This is a genomic window from Pseudomonas sp. SDO5591_S426 (assembly GCF_054070755.1).
This window is the reverse complement of the sequence record NZ_JBSVXD010000448.1, coordinates 1-225: the sequence shown is the minus strand read 5'-3', so window position 1 is coordinate 225 and position 225 is coordinate 1. Positions and strand designations below refer to the sequence as shown.

Here is a 225-nt window from a genome sequence, read left to right as displayed (position 1 = left end):
CATGGGCCGCAAGAGCTGGCAGTTCGCCTCGCGCCTGCCGGCGGAAAAACTCTCGAGAATCCACAACCCCGGCATACAGCCCGACCTGCTGGTCGAGCACGCCTACAACCCGATCCATCGCCGCCACCAGTACGACCCGGCCGGCGAACTGACCCGCACCCTCGACAAACTGCGTGGCGAGATCAAGTACGAATACGAAGCCAACGGCCAGTTGCACAGCCGCGA

The 225-nt window shown here is 64.0% G+C and carries 1 pseudogene; it reads left to right on the top strand.

The annotated features are described in order from the left end of the window. Window positions 1–225, top strand: a pseudogene (locus ACW9JC_RS30500) (HNH/ENDO VII family nuclease); the annotation flags it as partial.